Below are 14,952 nucleotides of genomic sequence, written 5' to 3'. Positions count from 1 at the left end.
TTGATGGCTGCCGCTATTTGATGTGGCCCGACTTCAGCTCCAGCTGGTCGAGGTTGGCGTCGCACTCGTCGCCCGTCTCGCACGACAGCTTGAGGGTGTTGGAGCCCTTGTCGAGCTGGACGTACGCGTACGTGTTCGTCCAGCCCTTCTCCAGATCGCCCTCGGCGGCCCTCGCGAAGTTCTTCATGTTGATGGAGCGGGGCTCCTGCGCGTTGACGGTCAGGGTCGTCTTCGCGTCCTTGCCGGGCACGCCGTAGGTCACGTACAGGGTGTACGCGCCGGCCTCGGGAACCTCGACCGTCCAGGTCGCCGAGCGGCCGACCTCGTTGAGGTTGATGTAGTTCCCGTTCGCGCCCTTGGCGCCCTTGACCGTGTTGTCCAGGGAGGCCGTGCCGCCCAGCGTCAGCGTCGCCGCGTCCTGCTTCGGGAGCTCGACGGGGGTCGGGGTCGGCTCGGGCTTCTCCTCCGGCTGCTTCGACTCCTCGACCTGGCCCGCGGAGCCCTGCGAGGAGGAGGCCTCGTTGCTCTTGTCGTCCTTGTCACCGTCGTCGCCCGTGAGCAGGGCCGCGCCGATGCCGATGAGGACGACCGCGACCACGGCGACCGCCGCGATCAGGAGCGCCTTGGTGTTCGGGCCGCCGCGGCCGGGGCCGCCGTGACCGCCCTGGGCCGGGTGCTGCCCGGCGGGCGCGCCGCCGGGGTAGGTCTCGGGGGCCGCGTACTGCGGGTTCGGCCGGTTGTACTGCTGCGCGGGCTGGCCGTACGGCTGCTGGGGCGGGTAGCCGTACCCCTGCTGCGGGGGTGCCTGGGGGGGCGCCTGCTGCTGCCCGTACTGGCGCTCGCCGACGGCCCGCACCTGGTTGTACGACGTTCTGGGCACGCCCGGCTGCGCGGCCGGACCCGGGTAGCCGTAGCCGCCCTGGCCGGGCGCCTGGGCGCCTGCCGCCTGTCCGTCCGCGTACAGGTAGCCGAACGGATCGTCGTCCTCGGGCTTGCTCGCGCCGTTGTTTCCGGCCGTCATCCCTGGGTCACTCCTCACCATGTCGCCAGCCGTCGCCGACCGGCCGAGCCTACCTCGAACGGAGCAGGGCCCGAATTGCGATCACGGGCGGGGGCGGGGCCGGGAAACCGGTACGGGGTAGGGGAGGAACGGGGCCGTGAACGTCAGCCGGCCCTGCGGTGAACCTTCGACCGGGACCGCTTTTCCACGTACATCCGCTGGTCGGCGGAGCGCAGGACCTCTTCCACGGTCATCCCGCACTCGGCCCAGCCGATGCCGAAACTCGCCCCGACCCGGACGGCGCGACCATCGACCCTGATGGGCGGAATGATGGCATTTCGCAGGCGTACGGCCAGGTCAGCGGCGTCCGCCGATCCGAGGCCGTCGGCGAGAACGACGAATTCGTCACCCCCGAGCCGGGCGACGGTGTCACCGTCCCGCACACAGGTGCTCAGCCGCCGGGCCACCTCGATGAGGACGGCGTCACCGGTGTGATGCCCGAAACGGTCGTTGATGGACTTGAAGCCGTCGAGGTCGCAGAAGAGCACCGCGAGCCCCTTCGTCCCGTCGTCGTGCTCCGGGTCGGGCGCCACCGCGTGCACATGGTGGTCATAGGGGCCGCCGGGCAGCGCCTCTCCTTCGTACCCGTCGGCGCGGTAGCCGTGGGTGAGGGACGACTCGACGTCCCCGTACGCCGCGTCCAGCGCCTCGATCGCGGTCGCGGCCGGGGAGTGCGGACGCCCACAGAGCCGGGCGCTGAGCCGCGACTTCAGCTCGGCGCTGTTGGGCAGCCCGGTCAGCGCGTCGTGCGAGGCGCGGTGCGCGAGGTTCAGCTCGTGGCGCTTGCGCTCCTCGATGTCCTCGACATGGGTGAGCAGGAAGCGCGGCCCGTCGGCGGCGTCCGCGACCACCGAGTTGCGCAGGGAGACCCAGAGGTACGTGCCGTCCCGGCGGCTCAGCCGCAGCTCGGCCCGGCCGCCCTCGGCGGAGGTACGCAGCAGGGTGCCGATGTCCTCGGGGTGGACCAGGTCGGCGAAGGAGTAGCGGCGCATGACGGAGGCCGGGCGGCCGAGCAGCCGGCACAGGGCGTCGTTGGTACGCAGCAGCCTGCCCTGCTGGTCGCCGCCCATCTCCGCGATGGCCATCCCGCTGGGCGCGTACTCGAAGGCCTGCCGGAACGACTCCTCGCTGGCCCGCAGCGCCTGCTGTTCGCGTTCGAGCCTGACCAGGGCGCGCTGCATGTTGGCCCGCAGCCGGGCGTTGCTGATCGCGATGGCGGCCTGGGATGCGTACATCTGGAGCGCCTCGCGCCCCCACGCTCCGGGGCGGCGCCCGTTGCGCGGCCGGTCGACGGATATGACGCCGAGGAGGTCCCGGCCACCGCCGGATGCGTACATCGGGGCGTAGAGCCGGTCCAGCGGATGCCACTCGTCCTCGAACCTGGGCTCGGGCCCCTCGGTGTGCCACTGCGGCACGTCGTCGTCGAGAAGGACCCAGCCCTCGGTGTGCGGGATGAACCGGAGGTCGTCCCAGGCCTCGCCCATGGAGAGGCGGCGCTCCCAGGAGGCACGGGAGCCGACGCGGCCGGTGATGAGGGCTTCGGCGGCGGCGTTGCCCGCGAAGGCGGCGATGACGAGGTCGCCGTCGGGCCGGACCAGGTTGACGCAGCCCAGCTCGTAGCCGAGGCCCGTGACGATGCCGTCGGCCACGGACTGAAGCGTGTCCGCCAGGCTCCGCGCCGTGTTGAGATCAGCGACGGCCTGATGCAGCTGCCGCATGGTCGCAAGGCGGACGTACGGCTCCGACTCGGCCTCCATTGCTCGCACTCCCCGAGACCTCGACAGCAACTCCAGGTTTCATATCGACGTACTTGTTGCAGTGTCACCGCCACTGAATCACAGTGAGCTGTGCACCCGGTACACAGGGTCAGCAGAAAATGGACTCTGTGACTCAAGTCACAATAGGTGATCGTGGGTTGCCAGTGACCCGGAACGTCGACTGTCGTTCCGATCCCGTTCAGGGTCTCTTCAGGGGCCGTTCAGGGGCGCGTCCGGGGTCCGTTCAGGAGTCCGTCCGGGAGCCGTGCAGGAGCCCGCCCCCGGGGCCCGTTCACGAGCCGCCCCGGGGCCCGGGGGCCGGTCCGGAGCCGGTCCCGGAGTCCTAGGACCGGCTTGGTCCCTTGGCCCGATGCGGTCGCCCGGCCGCCACGGCTAGCGTTCCGGTGTGCTCCAGACGAAACCACCCACCCCGCGCCCCGAGCCCATCCCCCATGCTGAGGGAGTGAGCAACGACGAGTTCCGCGCCGCCCTCGCGCGGCTGGCAGCCGGGGTGGTGCTGGTCACCGCGCAGGAACCGCCCCTCGACGCGGACGGCCGGGGCGAGGACGTCGGTATGACGGCGACCGCCTTCATGTCCGTGTCCCTGGACCCGCCCCTGGTGATGGTGAGCCTGCGCAACGGCTCCAGGATGGACGACCTCCTCGACGAGCAGCCGCTGTGGGCGGTCTCCGTCCTGGCGGAGAGCCAGCGGCACATCGCGGGCCGGTTCGCCATGAAGGGCCGGATCAGCGACCGGCTGTTGTTCGAGGACATCGCGTACGTGCGCGGCGGGGTGACGCACGCGCCGCTGATCGGCGGGGCGCTGGCGACACTGGAGTGCCGGACCGAGCAGCGGGTGGCGGCCGGGGACCACACCCTGGTGATCGGGCGGGTGCTGACGGCGGAACTGCCGAGCCCGGACGGGGACCCCCTGACGTACTTCAAGGGGCGCTACCGGCAGCTGGGCTGACGGGCCCGACGGGGCTACCAGTCGCGGCCCGAGCGGCCGCGCTTCGTGTCGCCGCGCTGCTTCTTCTCGCGCAGCCTGCGCTCGTTGATCCCGCGCGGGATCTTCCGCTTGATGCGCGGCTTGGGCGGCGGCGCCGTGGCCTCGGCCAGCAGCGCGGCGAGCCGCACGGCGGCCGTCTCGCGGTTGCGCCACTGGGAGCGGTGCTCGGACGCCCGTACGGAGACGACGCCGCCCACCAGCCTGCCCGCGAGCCGCTCCAGCGCCCGCGCCTTCCACACCTCGGGGAGCGCGTCGGTCGCCGCCAGGTCGAAGCGCAGCTCCACCTGCGAGTCGCTGGTGTTGACGTGCTGGCCGCCGGGGCCCGAGGAGCGCGAGAAACGCCACATGAGCTCGGCCTCCGGGAGGGAGACCGAGCCGCGGATGACATAGGGCCCGGACATGACACCCATGGTCCCCTCCCCGCACCCCGCCCGTCACCTTCTTTTGCCGCCGCACCCCGGTCGCCACTTCTTGTGCCGCCGGAACCCGTCCGGTTCTTCGCCGCCGGATCCCGTCCGGAGGGAGTTCGGCAAAGAAAGTAAAGCGAACAGGAACCTCGTGGTCTGCTGCTTGCGTTATGACGGATGACGGTAGCTTCGTGATGGCACGAAGCCCGCACACGACGAGGAAAGGGACTTCCCATGGCAGTAAGCCTGTCCAAGGGCGGCAACGTCTCGCTCACCAAGGAGGCACCGGGCCTGACCGCCGTCACGGTCGGCCTCGGCTGGGACGTCCGTACCACCACCGGCACCGACTTCGACCTCGACGCCTCGGCGATCGCGGTCAACCCGGCGGGGAAGGTTGTCTCCGACGGCCACTTCGTCTTCTTCAACAACAAGTCGACGCCGGACCAGACCATCGTGCACACCGGTGACAACGTCACGGGTGAGGGCGAGGGCGACGACGAGCAGATCAACGTCAACCTGGCAGGCCTGCCGGCCGATGTGGACAAGATCGTCTTCCCGGTCTCCATCTACGACGCCGAGACCCGCAGCCAGAACTTCGGCCAGGTCCGCAACGCGTTCATCCGCATCCTCAACCAGGCCGGCGGCGCCGAGATCGCCCGCTACGACCTGAGCGAGGACGCCGCCACCGAGACCGCCATGGTCTTCGGCGAGCTCTACCGCAACGGCGCCGAGTGGAAGTTCCGCGCGGTCGGCCAGGGTTACGCCTCGGGCCTGCGCGGCATCGCCCAGGACTTCGGCGTCAACCTCTGACCCGAGCGGGCACGACAGCCTCACCCGAGCCCCCGGCCGCACTGCGCGGCCGGGGGCTCCGGCGCGCGACGGGTCGTCTGCTCGCGTGCGCAGGTCAGCCCTCCGTGGGCGGCCGGCTTTCGCCGTACAGCCAGGCGTCCCACAGCCCGGTCAGATCCCGGCCCGTCTCTTCCTCCACGTACGCGGTGAAGTCGTCAGTGGAGGCGTTGCCGTGCCGGTGGGCCTCGGTCCACCCCCTGACGAGGGCGAAGAACGCCGGGTCGTCGTCCATGGCGAGCCGGACGCGGTGCACGACCATGGCCCCGCGCCCGTACACCGGCGGATCGGACAGATCGACGGCGCTCGGCGGATCGGCGGGCGGGAAAGCCCAGTTGGCGTCGTCCTGGTACGCCTCCTGGAAGCTCTCCTCGACGGGCACGTCCTCGTGGTCGGCGGCCCAGAGCCACTCCGCGTACGTGGCGAAGCCCTCGTTGAGCCACATGTCCCGCCAGGTCGCGGGGGTGACGGAGTTCCCGAACCACTGGTGGGCCAGCTCGTGGACGAGGAGTGCGGTGTCGGGCGGGCCGGGGAAGACGGGCCGGTTCTGGGTCTCCAGGGCGTACGTCGAGTCACCCGTCCGCTCGACGATCGCCCCGGCGGAGGCGAAGGGGTACGGGCCGAACTTCCCGGCCGACCATTTCAGCACCGCCGGAATCCGCCCCAGCACGTCCTCGCTCGCCGCCGCCGACTCCGGATCCACGGCGGTGAACAGCCGGATGCCGTCCGGCGTCACCGACTCCTCCGTGGCGAACCGGCCCACGGCCACCGTCGCCAGATAGCTCGCCATGGGCTCGGCGGTCCGCCAGCGGAAGGCGGTACGGCCGTCTTCCGTACGCCGGGACACCAACTCCCCGTTGGAGACGGCGGTCAGCGGCTCGGGCACGGTGATCTCGATGTCGTACGCAGCCTTGTCGCTCGGGTGGTGGTTGCCGGGGAACCAGGCCATGGAGCCGGTCGGCTCACCGAGGGCCACCGCACCGTCCGCCGTCCGCAACCAGCCCTCCTTCTCACCGTCCGCGTCGGTGAGGGTCTTCGGAGCTCCGGAGTAGCGCACAACAGTGGTGAACGTGCGCCCCTTGCGCAACCGGTGCTCCACCGCCCCCGCCGGACGCAGCGTCATCTCCTTGCCCGCCCGGTTCACAGCAGCCGGGCTGCCCTCGACGGTCGCGCTCTCGACGTCCAGCCCGGCCAGGTCGAGGTGGAACGCGCTCAGGTCCTGGGTGGCGCGGGCCGTGATCGTCGCCGTGCCGCGCAGCCGGTCGGCGGCCGGGTCGACGTCGAGCTTCAGGCCGTAGTGCGTGACGTCGTAGCCGCCGTTGCCGAGCCCGGGGAAGTACGGGTCGCGCAGCCCGGCCGCGCCCGGTGTGCCCTCGACCCCGCCGGAACAGCCCGCGCCGAGGAGGGCGAGGGCGAGGAGCGAGGACGCGGTACGGGCCGGGGGGCGGAGTCTCACCCGGTCGATCCTAGGCGGGGCCTGCCGCCAGGGCCTGCCGCCAGGGCTTGTCGCCAAGGCCCGGTGCCAGGGCTTGTCGCCAGGGCCTTACATGGTCGACGTCGATGTCGGTGACGCGCAGCACCTCCCGTACGTACGCGACATGGCCGCGTTCGCCGGCAGGGATGAGGGAGACGCCGCCGAACCGGTTGCGCAGGGTCAGGTCCGGTCCGGCGGGCAGCAGCACGTGCAGCATCGCGACGCTGCCGGTGACCCCGGTGACCAGCCAGGGGCTGTCCTCACGGCGGTCCTGGGCGTTCGGGTCGGCCCCGGCCGCCACGAGCAGCCGGGCCACCTCGGCATGGTCACCGTGGACGGCGAGGAGCAGAGGGGTGCGCAGCTCGTCGTCGCGGACGTCGACCCGGGCACCGCCCTCGATCGCGGTGCGCACACGTTCGGCGTCACCGGTGCGTGCGGCGGTGAGCAGGTCGTGATCGAGGGCGTTCATGGGTACTCCGTACTCCGCTCTCGGCTGTGCCTGTGCGGACGCGACTACCGGGCGAGGGCGGCGACGCCCGCCCGGGCGAACTTCTCGTCGAGTTCGCCGCTCGGCGCGCCGGCCACGCCGATGCCCGCCACCGGGGCGCCCTTGACCTGGACCGGGGCGCCGCCGCCGAGGAACAGGGTGCCGGGGATGTCCTTCAGGTTCGGGGCCTGCTCCAGGCGCTCGACCAGCTCGGAGGTGGGGGCGTTCCAGGAGACGGCGGTGTACGCCTTCTTCACGGCGGACTCGGGGGACTGCGGGCCCGCGCCGTCGCCGCGCAGGGTGACGATGGTGTTGCCGTTGCGGTCGACCACAGCGACGGAGACGCGCTGGTTCTCCTTCTTCGCGGCGTTCAGCGTGGCCTGGGCGGCCTTGGTGGCGGCAGCCACGGTCAGGTGGGTGGTCTGCTGGAGGTTGCGGTTGTTCGTGTCGGCCTTGACCGCGGCGGCGGGGGCGGCCGCCGGGGAGGAGGCGCTCGCGGACATCGCGCCGAACGTCCCGGCCCCGAGGGCGGCGACGACTACGGCACCGGTGACGACACGGGTACCCAGCGACAGCTTCTTCATGGTGGCTCCTTGATGGTTTCCGGGGCGGCCCGGTGGTTCGTCCGAGCGGGCCGGGCGTTTCGCTCTCGTATCGATCCTCACGGCGCATCCGGCCCCGTACGGTCGACGTACCGGCTGGAAGCGGCGCGCGGGACGGCTGACGCCCCCATCAGCCGATCGGTTGATGCGGGGGTGGTCGGACCGGACCACCATGGAGGGATCTACGCAGGTCAACAGGGGCGGCGACACAGGGAACGCGAGGTACGAGGTGCACCACCCAAGCGGTCCGCGCGACGCGGAGAGGGGTGGCTCCGGTGCGCACGAGGGGGAGAAGGGCGCCCCCGGCCCACACGGCCCGGAGAAGGGCGCCCCCGGTCCACACGACCCGGAAAGAGGTGCCCCCCGTCCGCACAACGCGGAGAAGAATGCCCCCACCGGCCCGGACCCCGACGCCCGTTGGCTCGCGCTCCTCATGCACGCCGCGTTCTTCCTGCTGCTCGGCGCCTCGCTGACCCGCTTCCTGATGCGGCACCCCGGCGAGGCCCGCACCCCGTGGATCATCGCTCTCTCCATCACCCTCGCGGCGCTCTACCTCCTCGGCCCGGTCCTCGGCTCGCGCCCCACCCCGCGCCGGCTCACCTGGCTCGGGGTCCTCGTCGTCGTCTGGATGGTGCTGGTCGTGCTCGCGCCGAGCTTCGCGTGGTGCGCGGTGCCGCTCTTCTACACCGGGCTGCGCATCCTGCCGCCGCGTGCGGCACTCGCGCTCGTCGCCCTGCTCACGGCGTTCGTCGTCGCCGCGCAACTGCGCCTGGCGACCGGGTTCGACCCGAACCTGGTACTCGCCCCGCCCGCCGTGGCCGCCGTGGCGACCGCCGTCTTCGTCCATATGCAGCGCCAGGCGGTACGCCAACGGGAACTGGCCGCACGCCAGCGCGAGCTGATCGCCGACCTGCTGCGCACCCGGCGCGAACTCGCCGCCACCGAGCGGCGCGAGGGCACCCTCGCCGAACGCCAGCGGCTCTCCATGGAGATCCACGACACCCTCGCGCAGGGCCTGTCCAGCCAGCAGATGCTGCTCCAGGCCGCCGACCGCACCTGGACCGCCGACCCGGACGCCGCCCGCCGCCATGTCCGTACGGCCACGGGCATCGCCGAACGCAACCTCGCCGAGGCCCGCCGCTTCGTCCACGACCTGGCCCCGGCCGACCTCGCGGAGGGCGGCGGCCTGGAGGCGGCGCTGCACGCGCTGGCGGCCCGCGAGACGGCGCAGGCCCAGGGCGCCCTGACCGTCCGGTGCCACGTGGAGGGCACTCCGCACACTCCCCTGCCGGACCGGGTGCAGTCCGCCCTGCTGCGCATCGCCCAAGGGGCCCTGGCCAATGCGGGGGAGCACTCCGGGGCGACCGCCGCGGGCCTGACCCTGACCCACCTGGACGACCGGGTGGTCCTGGACATCGCCGACAACGGCCGCGGCTTCACCGTGGAGCCCGCAGGCGCACACGGCACCCCCACCGTCCGCGGCCACGGCCTCCCGGCGATGCGGGCCCGAGTGCACCAGCTCGGCGGAACGCTCACGATCGAGTCGGCGCCGGGCGAGGGCACGGTGCTCTCGGCCGAGGTCCCCCTCACCACGGCCCCGGACCCCACCGCCCCGGAGGAACCCGCATGACCAGCCGCCCGACAAATCCCGTACGCATCCTGCTCTGCGACGACCACGTCGTCGTGCGCGCCGGACTGCTCGCCCTCCTCGGCAGCGAACCGGACATCGAGGTCGTCGGCGAGGCGGGCAGCGGCGAGGAGGCCGTGGTGCTCGCCGCCCGGCTCACCCCGGACGTCGTCCTCATGGACCTCCAGCTCGGCGAGGGCATCGACGGCGTCGAGGCGACACGCCGCATCGCCGCCGACGGCACCGTCCACGTCCTGGTTCTGACCACGTACGACACCGACGCCGACATCACCCGCGCCATCGAGGCCGGTGCCACCGGCTACCTGCTGAAGGCGGAACGCCCCGAGGAACTGTTCGCCGCCATCCGGTCCGCCGCCCAGGGCCGCACCACGCTCTCGGCCCCCGTCGCCAGCCGCGTCATGGCCCGGATGCGCAGCCCCCGCCCCAGCCTCACCGACCGGGAACGCGACATCCTCGCCCAGCTCTCCCAGGGCCTCGGCAACCGCGACATCGCCCGCGCCCTGTTCATCAGCGAGGCCACGGTCAAGACCCACCTGGGCCGGATCTACGACAAGCTCGGCGTCGACACCCGCGCGGGCGCGGTATCGGTCGCGAAGGAACAGCGCCTGCTGCCGTAGGGCTCGGCCGGCGGCCTCGTTCTGATCGTCGAAGGCCAGCTCTCGAACCGGCCTTCGGCTCAGCTCTCGTCGAACAAGGCGTCGACACCCGATGCGGTGACCGCCCGCTCGAACCACACGTCGAGCACCGCAAGGTCGGTACACGTGGTGATGCGCTGCCGTGCCGCGTCCGGCACCTCCACACCGCGCACCGCGAGAATCCGCAGAATGTCCTCGGCCCGGCTTTCCAAGCGGCCTTCCACCCGACCCTCGTCGCGGAAGGATTCGGCGACGAAGCCCCGGAAGTGACTCAGCCCAGTGCCCATCAGGTTCCTCCAGATCTCACGGGCCGGGGTGGCTCCCAGACCCGCCTCGGTGAATTCGGCGAAGACCGCTGCGGCATCGGCGTCCGTGGCCCGGAGCGCCTCGGCGAGAGCTTCCAGTATGGCAGCGATACCGAGATCGTTACTATGGGTGATCGCGGAGAAGACAGCCATCGGCAGGTCCTCGGCGGCTCGCGCCGCATCCGTGACCATCGGCACGTTGTGCGGTCCGAGCACCAGGGGGAACACCACAAGGCTCGGGTGCTTCTCCAGGCCGATGCGGATGGGCTCGGCCGCCCACTCCGCCGTCCCCTTGTCCCGGCAGACGACCAGCAGCACCGGCGGGTACCGGAACTTCGCGTAGAGGTGGGCCAGGTAGTAGGCCCAGCTGCTCCGCTTGTCCGGGTCCTTCCTGCCCTGGGCCTCGATCGCCAGCAGGAGGCAGTCGCCACCGGCCACGTCGATCCGCAGCAGCGTGTCCACGTGCCGTTCGAGTGGTCTGATCTCCGTGAGGTCCGTGTCCATGAGCGAAACCGCGACCGGTTCAGGGAAGGGAATGCCCAGAGCGCGGAAGGCACTCGTGAACAGACCGGGATTCTCCTGGAAGATCCGATGATGAGCCTCATGCGGCGAACTGACCATATGCCGGACGCTAGAGGTCCACCGGCCGGTGCGCCCGGGAGAACCTGCGCCCTCACCCGATCGTGTCAGCCCCCGTGACCGGGCATGACACCATCGGTCCGTGCTCGACATCGGCTACTCCCTCTCCCGTCGCTTCCCCGACCCCCCGCAGACCGACTACCGCCGCGCGGACGTCCGCGCGCTGCGCCACGATCTGTTCTCCGGCGACGTCTACCTCGCGGACACCAAGGCGGACCGCGAGGTGTCCACAGCCTGGGGATGGGTGCCGGTGCTCGACTTCGCGTGGGCGCTGTGCGACATCGTCGAGCAGATCGACCAGGACCCGCGCGGCAACCGCTCGCACCGGCGGCAGTACGCGGAGCTGGACTTCACCGAGTCCTCGGACGTCATGATCTTCGAGCGTCGCTTCGGCTGGGTCGACGTCGAGGCGGACTGGATGCCCGGCGACGAGCCCCCGCTCACCTTCAGCCACTCCCTCCTGCGCCGCGAGGCCCGCGACTTCCTGCACGACCTGATCGCCGATCTGGCCGACATGCACGAGGGCCTCGCCGACAACCCCGTGATCTGGGACCTCCAGGCCCGCTTCCCCCGTATGTGAGCCGTCAAGCGAGTCCGCGGCGGCCCGTATCCGCCTCGCACGTCCCCCGCACCCTCGTACCGTGCCTCGCGCGTCCTGCGTACGTCCCTCACGCCTCATACGCGCCTCGTGCGCCCGCAACCCGCAACCCGTAGCCGGGAACCGATTACCGGCAACCAGGCAACCCGTACTTCCTGTACTGCCCGTACGAGATCACCTCCCCCGCCTCCCTCACGCCTCCACCCGCACCCCGATCTGCGCCGCGAACGCCGGTGCCAGCTCCATCAGCTGCGCCGGGCTGATCACCGCACCCGCCAACCGCTCCACGCCCCGCGCGATGTCCAGTTCGGCCACCGTCCGCAGGTCCACCGACTCCATCCGCACCGCGCTGAAGTCCGCCCGCTTCAGCACACACTCCCGGAACTCGACCCGGACCAGCTGTGCGTCCCCGAAGTCCGGCTCGGAGAGCACGCACCCCTCGAAGACGACGTCCTTCAGCCGGGCCTTGCGCAGATTCAGGTAGTCGATCTTCCCGCCCCGGATCACCACCCTCTCCAGCACCGCCCCGTGCAGCTGGACCCCGCCCAGGCGTGCGTCCACCACCTCCACGTCCCGCAGCGACGCCCCCGCGAGATCGGTGCCCACGCCCCGTACGCCGGTCAGGACCGAGTCGATGAAGCGGGCCCGCACCAGCTCCGTACGGTCGAGGCCGCAGCCCTCCAGCGCGCAGTCCATGAACCGCGCACCCGGCCCCGAAGCATCCGCCAGGTCCACCCCGGCGAACCGCACCCCGTCGTAGTCGCCGTCCGGCTCCAGGCCCTCCCCGTCGTACGGAACGAGCGGGGGAAGGCGCACCTCCGGCCGCCGCGCCGCCGCGATGCCGTCCTTCTTGCCCTTGTTGGTCCCGGCCGTCCTGCCCGTACTCGCTGCCATGCCCCCATCGTGACGCACACCACTGACAACGCCCCCGCAGACCGCGTCACGCGCCGCCTCCCCCGATCCGTCGCACCACCGACGATGCGTCGCATCACCGAAGAGTCGCATCACCGAAGAAGCGAAGGGTCGAAGGAGTTCCAGCTATGGACCACATCCACGTCATCGGGGGCGGGCTCACCGCCGCGATCACCGCCGCCGAGTCCGGTGCGCGGGTCACTCTGTACGAGGGTCACCGGACCCTGGGCGGCCGGGCCAGGACCGCGCGCAAGGCCCGGCAACCCGGCGACGAAAGCCCGCCCGGGCGGCTCCGTTGTACGTGGTCCGGGTGTCGATCAATTCTTCGGGAATGTCGATCGCACCCCCGATCGTAGGCACATGCGTCAATCGGGCCATGCCCCGAGAACAGCCGGGAATCCGCCCTCGCGCCCCCGGCACCCGCAGCCCCCGGTCCACAGCCGCGGCCGCCGTCCGCCACTGGATCGCCACCGCCCCCGGCACGTACATCTGGCTGGGCATCCTCTTCGTCACGGCCGTCGTCCTGCGGCAGATGTCGCCCGCCTTCGAGGACGAGTTCCTGCGGGACCGTTCCACCAACCTGCACGAGCTCTCGCGGAACCCCCTCCGCGTCCTGATCTCCAGCGCCCTGTGGATCGACGGCGGCCGCTGGCTCCCGTACGCCGTGCTGTTCACCGTCTTCCACGCCACCGCCGAACACTGGCTCGGCACCCTGCGCTGGCTGACGGTCGCGGTCCTCGCGCACGTACTGGCGACCCTCGTCAGCGAAGGCGTCCTGGCCTGGGCGATCCGGTACGGACACGCCCCGCCGTCGGCCGCCAGCACCCTGGATGTGGGCGTCAGTTACGCGCTGGCCGGGGTCATCGCCGTCCTCACGTACCGCGTACCGCACCCCTGGCGGTACGCCTACGCCTTCGCGGTCCTGGTGGCCTACGGCGTGCCGCTGATCGGCGAGGGCCGCACGTTCACCGATCTGGGCCACTTCACCGCCGTGCTGATCGGCCTCGCCTGCTACCCGCTGACCCGCCGCGGTACGGACCAGGAGACGCAGCGGTCCCCCGCGCAGTAACGTCCCGCCACACATACGCTCGGCATCAGTGGGTACCGGACACCGGAACAGGGACACCAGGGGCATCATGAGCACCGTCAGTACCGTCAACGGCGGCATATCGTTCTGGTACGCGCAGGAGGGCACCCCCGCCCCGCGCGAACCCCTCCCCGGCGACGCGAGCGCCGACGTCTGCATCGTCGGCGGCGGCTACACCGGGCTCTGGACGGCGTACTACCTGAAGAAGGCCGTCCCCTTCCTCAACATCACCGTTCTGGAAGCCAAGTTCTGCGGTTACGGGGCCTCCGGCCGTAACGGCGGCTGGCTCTACAACGGCATCGCGGGCCGCGACCGGTACGCGAAGCTGCACGGCCACGACGCCGCCGTAAGGCTCCAGAAGGCGATGAACGAGACGGTCGGCGAGGTCGTCCGGGTGGCCGCCGAGGAGGAGATCGACGCCGACATCCACCAGGGCGGTGTCCTGGAGGTGGCCCACACCCCGGCGCAGCTGGCCCGCCTCAAGGACTTCCACAGCGTCGAGATCGCGTTCGGCGAGAGCGACCGGGTCCTGCGCGGCGCCCGCGAGACCGCCGAACGTATCCATGTCACCGGCGCCGTCGGCTCCACCTGGACCCCGCACGGTGCCCGGCTGCACCCGGTCAAGCTGGTCAAGGGCCTCGCGGACGCGGTGGAGGCGCTCGGCGTCACGATCCACGAGTCGACGCCCGTCACCGAGATCAAGGCCAAGCACGCAGTCACCCCGTACGGAACGGTCCGCGCCCCGTACATCCTGCGCTGCACCGAGGGCTTCACCGCGAGCCTCAAGGGCCAGAGGCGCACCTGGCTCCCGATGAACTCCTCCATGATCGCCACCGAGCCGCTGCCCGCCCGCATCTGGGACACCATCGGCTGGGAGGGCCGCGAGACCCTCGGCGACATGGCCCACGCCTACCTCTACGCCCAGCGCACCGCCGACGACCGCATCGCGATAGGCGGCCGCGGCTACCCCTACCGCTACGGCTCCGCCACCGACAACGACGGCCGCACCCAGCCCGCCACCGTCGCCGCACTCCGCGACCTGCTGGTCCGCCTCTTCCCCACCACGGCCGGCGTCCGCATCGACCACGCCTGGTCCGGCGTCCTCGGTGTCCCGCGCGACTGGTGCGCCACGGTCACCCTGGACCGCTCCACGGGCCTGGGCTGGGCGGGCGGCTACGTCGGCTCCGGCGTCGCCACGGCCAACCTCGCCGCCCGCACCCTGCGCGACCTGATCCAGCAGGACTCCGGCCAGGCGGGCCCCACCGACCTGACGACGCTCCCCTGGGTGAACCACAAGGTCCGACGCTGGGAACCGGAACCCTTCCGCTGGCTCGGCGTCCACGGCCTGTACGCCGCCTACCGCGCCGCCGACCGCCGCGAGACGTCCTCTCCGCGCCCCGGCACCGACCCGATCGCGAAGACGGCGGACCGCATAGCGGGCCGCCACTGACGCCGGGCTGCAAAGCCGGGCCACGGAACCGGGCTA

Annotated in this window: 14 protein-coding genes and 2 pseudogenes; 8 read left to right on the top strand and 8 right to left on the bottom strand. The window is 71.5% G+C overall.

What is annotated here, in order from left to right; genetic code table 11:
* Positions 1–13 precede the first annotated feature (13 nt).
* Positions 14–1,021 (bottom strand): carbohydrate-binding protein, encoded by a 1,008-nt coding sequence (locus tag ACZ5WC_RS26560; protein ID WP_468543147.1) that lies wholly within the window; start codon positions 1,019–1,021, stop codon positions 14–16.
* A gap of 143 nt (positions 1,022–1,164) precedes the next feature.
* Positions 1,165–2,817, bottom strand: coding sequence for a diguanylate cyclase CdgB (gene cdgB, locus ACZ5WC_RS26555; protein WP_468543146.1), 1,653 nt, complete (start codon positions 2,815–2,817; stop codon positions 1,165–1,167).
* Between the two features lie 463 nt (positions 2,818–3,280).
* On the opposite strand from cdgB, the gene ACZ5WC_RS26550 reads away from it, so the two are divergent.
* The gene (locus ACZ5WC_RS26550) at positions 3,281–3,787 is read left to right on the top strand and encodes a flavin reductase family protein (RefSeq protein ID WP_468543145.1); all 507 of its coding nucleotides are present in this window, start codon (positions 3,281–3,283) and stop codon (positions 3,785–3,787) included.
* Between the two features lie 14 nt (positions 3,788–3,801).
* On the opposite strand, the gene arfB is transcribed toward ACZ5WC_RS26550, so the two are convergent.
* Positions 3,802–4,236, bottom strand: a complete 435-nt coding sequence (gene arfB, locus ACZ5WC_RS26545; protein WP_030088019.1) for an alternative ribosome rescue aminoacyl-tRNA hydrolase ArfB — start codon at positions 4,234–4,236, stop codon at positions 3,802–3,804.
* A 231-nt stretch (positions 4,237–4,467) separates the two neighbouring features.
* Between arfB and ACZ5WC_RS26540 the strand changes: the two genes are divergently transcribed.
* On the top strand, positions 4,468–5,043 hold the full coding sequence (locus tag ACZ5WC_RS26540) for a TerD family protein (RefSeq protein ID WP_073771136.1): 576 nt from the start codon (positions 4,468–4,470) through the stop codon (positions 5,041–5,043).
* A 94-nt stretch (positions 5,044–5,137) separates the two neighbouring features.
* Here the strand turns inward: ACZ5WC_RS26540 and ACZ5WC_RS26535 are convergent, their stop codons facing one another.
* From ACZ5WC_RS26535 to ACZ5WC_RS26525, 3 genes and pseudogenes are all read right to left on the bottom strand, one after another.
* Positions 5,138–6,535, bottom strand: coding sequence for a M1 family metallopeptidase (locus tag ACZ5WC_RS26535; RefSeq protein ID WP_468543144.1), 1,398 nt, complete (start codon positions 6,533–6,535; stop codon positions 5,138–5,140).
* 88 nt (positions 6,536–6,623) lie between these two features.
* Positions 6,624–7,022, bottom strand: a pseudogene (locus ACZ5WC_RS26530) (ankyrin repeat domain-containing protein); the annotation flags it as partial.
* A gap of 44 nt (positions 7,023–7,066) precedes the next feature.
* On the bottom strand, positions 7,067–7,624 hold the full coding sequence (locus ACZ5WC_RS26525; RefSeq protein WP_468543143.1) for a GlcG/HbpS family heme-binding protein: 558 nt from the start codon (positions 7,622–7,624) through the stop codon (positions 7,067–7,069).
* 190 nt (positions 7,625–7,814) lie between these two features.
* Here ACZ5WC_RS26525 and ACZ5WC_RS26520 point away from each other — a divergent pair, with 190 nt between their 5' ends.
* Positions 7,815–9,272 carry a sensor histidine kinase gene (locus ACZ5WC_RS26520; RefSeq protein WP_468543142.1) on the top strand — a complete coding sequence of 486 codons (1,458 nt, stop codon included), beginning with the start codon at positions 7,815–7,817 and terminating at the stop codon, positions 9,270–9,272.
* Positions 9,269–9,907 carry a response regulator gene (locus tag ACZ5WC_RS26515; protein WP_468543141.1) on the top strand — a complete coding sequence of 213 codons (639 nt, stop codon included), beginning with the start codon at positions 9,269–9,271 and terminating at the stop codon, positions 9,905–9,907. Before ACZ5WC_RS26520 ends, ACZ5WC_RS26515 begins: the two co-directional genes overlap by 4 nt.
* Before the next feature lie 59 nt (positions 9,908–9,966).
* Here the strand turns inward: ACZ5WC_RS26515 and ACZ5WC_RS26510 are convergent, their stop codons facing one another.
* Positions 9,967–10,851 carry a hypothetical protein gene (locus ACZ5WC_RS26510; RefSeq protein ID WP_468543140.1) on the bottom strand — a complete coding sequence of 295 codons (885 nt, stop codon included), beginning with the start codon at positions 10,849–10,851 and terminating at the stop codon, positions 9,967–9,969.
* A gap of 100 nt (positions 10,852–10,951) precedes the next feature.
* On the opposite strand from ACZ5WC_RS26510, the gene ACZ5WC_RS26505 reads away from it, so the two are divergent.
* Positions 10,952–11,449, top strand: a complete 498-nt coding sequence (locus tag ACZ5WC_RS26505; protein WP_311120776.1) for a hypothetical protein — start codon at positions 10,952–10,954, stop codon at positions 11,447–11,449.
* A 210-nt stretch (positions 11,450–11,659) separates the two neighbouring features.
* Here ACZ5WC_RS26505 and ACZ5WC_RS26500 read toward each other — a convergent pair whose 3' ends face one another.
* The gene (locus ACZ5WC_RS26500; RefSeq protein WP_468543139.1) at positions 11,660–12,361 is read right to left on the bottom strand and encodes a pentapeptide repeat-containing protein; all 702 of its coding nucleotides are present in this window, start codon (positions 12,359–12,361) and stop codon (positions 11,660–11,662) included.
* A gap of 146 nt (positions 12,362–12,507) precedes the next feature.
* Here ACZ5WC_RS26500 and ACZ5WC_RS26495 point away from each other — a divergent pair.
* The 3 genes and pseudogenes from ACZ5WC_RS26495 to ACZ5WC_RS26485 form a co-directional block, all read left to right on the top strand.
* Positions 12,508–12,627, top strand: a pseudogene (locus tag ACZ5WC_RS26495) (NAD(P)-binding protein); the annotation flags it as partial.
* A 128-nt stretch (positions 12,628–12,755) separates the two neighbouring features.
* Positions 12,756–13,448: a rhomboid-like protein gene (locus ACZ5WC_RS26490; protein ID WP_468543138.1), complete on the top strand. Its 693-nt coding sequence runs from the start codon at positions 12,756–12,758 to the stop codon at positions 13,446–13,448.
* A 67-nt stretch (positions 13,449–13,515) separates the two neighbouring features.
* Entirely contained in the window at positions 13,516–14,916 is a 1,401-nt protein-coding gene (locus tag ACZ5WC_RS26485) for an NAD(P)/FAD-dependent oxidoreductase (protein ID WP_468543137.1), read from the top strand.
* Positions 14,917–14,952: the final 36 nt, after the last annotated feature.

The sequence above is a fragment of the Streptomyces sp. NPDC033165 genome (assembly GCF_055577965.1).
Note: the sequence above shows the minus strand (reverse complement) of the source record. Positions and strands in the feature narration are given on the sequence as shown.

Bases quoted from the DNA above. Each gene is read 5' to 3' on its own strand.
- cdgB (WP_468543146.1), bottom strand. From the start codon at position 2,817: ATGGAGGCCGAGTCGGAGCCGTACGTCCGCCTTGCGACCATGCGGCAG.
- ACZ5WC_RS26500 (WP_468543139.1), bottom strand. From the start codon at position 12,361: ATGGCAGCGAGTACGGGCAGGACGGCCGGGACCAACAAGGGCAAGAAG.
- ACZ5WC_RS26560 (WP_468543147.1), bottom strand. From the start codon at position 1,021: ATGACGGCCGGAAACAACGGCGCGAGCAAGCCCGAGGACGACGATCCG.
- ACZ5WC_RS26525 (WP_468543143.1), bottom strand. From the start codon at position 7,624: ATGAAGAAGCTGTCGCTGGGTACCCGTGTCGTCACCGGTGCCGTAGTC.
- ACZ5WC_RS26490 (WP_468543138.1), top strand. From the start codon at position 12,756: ATGCCCCGAGAACAGCCGGGAATCCGCCCTCGCGCCCCCGGCACCCGC.
- arfB (WP_030088019.1), bottom strand. From the start codon at position 4,236: ATGGGTGTCATGTCCGGGCCCTATGTCATCCGCGGCTCGGTCTCCCTC.
- ACZ5WC_RS26515 (WP_468543141.1), top strand. From the start codon at position 9,269: ATGACCAGCCGCCCGACAAATCCCGTACGCATCCTGCTCTGCGACGAC.
- ACZ5WC_RS26520 (WP_468543142.1), top strand. From the start codon at position 7,815: ATGGAGGGATCTACGCAGGTCAACAGGGGCGGCGACACAGGGAACGCG.
- ACZ5WC_RS26485 (WP_468543137.1), top strand. From the start codon at position 13,516: ATGAGCACCGTCAGTACCGTCAACGGCGGCATATCGTTCTGGTACGCG.
- ACZ5WC_RS26540 (WP_073771136.1), top strand. From the start codon at position 4,468: ATGGCAGTAAGCCTGTCCAAGGGCGGCAACGTCTCGCTCACCAAGGAG.
- ACZ5WC_RS26510 (WP_468543140.1), bottom strand. From the start codon at position 10,851: ATGGTCAGTTCGCCGCATGAGGCTCATCATCGGATCTTCCAGGAGAAT.